The sequence below is a fragment of the Duganella violaceipulchra genome (assembly GCF_019166075.1).
GTDB classification, from domain to species: domain Bacteria; phylum Pseudomonadota; class Gammaproteobacteria; order Burkholderiales; family Burkholderiaceae_D; genus Rugamonas; species Rugamonas violaceipulchra.
In genome coordinates this window covers 1-1,254 of record NZ_JAHTGR010000077.1, presented here as the reverse complement: position 1 = coordinate 1,254, position 1,254 = coordinate 1, and the positions used below count along the sequence as shown (strand labels likewise).

The following is a 1,254-nucleotide window of genomic DNA, read 5'->3' as shown; positions in this document are numbered from 1 at the left end:
TGCTGTGGTCTAATTTGCCCGGACACCTCAATAGGTGGAAAATCCACCATCTGAGGAGTTAAAGCATGACAACAAGAAAACGTAAGACATTCGAGCCCAGCCTGAAGCTGGAAGTGGTGCGGATGATCAAGGAGCAGGGTCTGAGCGTCCAGAACGTCAGCGAAAGCATGAGCATCGGTCAGACCGCGATCCGGCGCTGGCTGACGCAGTACGGTGCCGAGCAGAACGGCCAGCCTGGTATCGGAAAACCGCTCACCGCCGAGCAGCAGCGCATCCGGCAGTTGGAGCTGGAAAATCAGCAACTGAAGCAGGATGTGACCATCTTAAAAAAGGCCTCGGCCTTCTTTGCCCGCGAAATGAAATGATTTATCAGCTCGTTCATCAACTGCAAAAGGAGGCCATCCCCGCCCAACAAAGCTGCCGCGTTTTGGACGTCAGCCGATCCGGATATTACGAGGCGCGACGACGTTCCGCCAAGCCGGTGGTGTGCAAGCTCGGCGTGCATTTGAAAGCCGCGTTTCTGGCAAGCCAGCAGAGCTACGGCAGCCGCCGGCTGGTAACTGCTATGGCTGATGCCGGGTTGCAGATTGGACGCTACAAGGTTCGCAGCCTGATGCGCCAAGCAGCGCTGAAGCCGGTCTGGAAACGCAAATTCGTCCACACGACAGATAGCAAGCACGACCTGCCGATCGCCACCAATGTGCTGAACCGACAGTTCAATCCGCCCGCGCCCAACATGGCGTACGTGTCCGACATCACGTACATCCGCACCGGCGCGGGCTGGCTCTACCTGGCGGTCGTGTTGGACCTATACGCGCGCAAGGTGGTCGGCTGGGCCATGGCGCCGAGCATGCCCGCCAAGCTGGTGTGCGATGCCTTGAATATGGCCATCCAACAGCGTCAGCCAGCGCCGGGACTGATCGTCCATTCGGATCGGGGCAGTCAATATGCCAGCGAGCTGTACCAGGATCTATTGTCACGGCATGGCTTCGTCTGCAGCATGAGCCGCAAAGGAAATTGCTGGGACAACGCAGTGGCCGAACGCTTCTTCCTGAACCTCAAAATGGAGCGCGTCTGGCAACGCCAGTACGCCAACCATGCTGAGGCCAAGGTAGACATTACTGATTACATCGTCGGCTTCTATAACTGCAAGCGCATCAATTCAGCATTGGGAAATCTGTCACCCGCCGTCTACGAACGGAAAATGGCAGCACGTGAACCTATCGTTGTGTCCGAAATTACTTGACCACCGCA

The 1,254-nt window shown here is 57.1% G+C and carries 1 protein-coding gene; it reads left to right on the top strand.

The features are described 5' to 3' along the window. Nucleotides 1-65 precede the first annotated feature (65 nt). Nucleotides 66-1,246, top strand: a protein-coding gene (locus KVP70_RS33020; RefSeq protein ID WP_217946666.1) for an IS3 family transposase whose coding sequence is annotated in 2 segments (ribosomal slippage) — nucleotides 66-315 and nucleotides 315-1,246 — 1,182 coding nt in all. Because the reading frame shifts where the segments join, the coding sequence is not laid out codon by codon here. Nucleotides 1,247-1,254 lie beyond the last annotated feature (8 nt).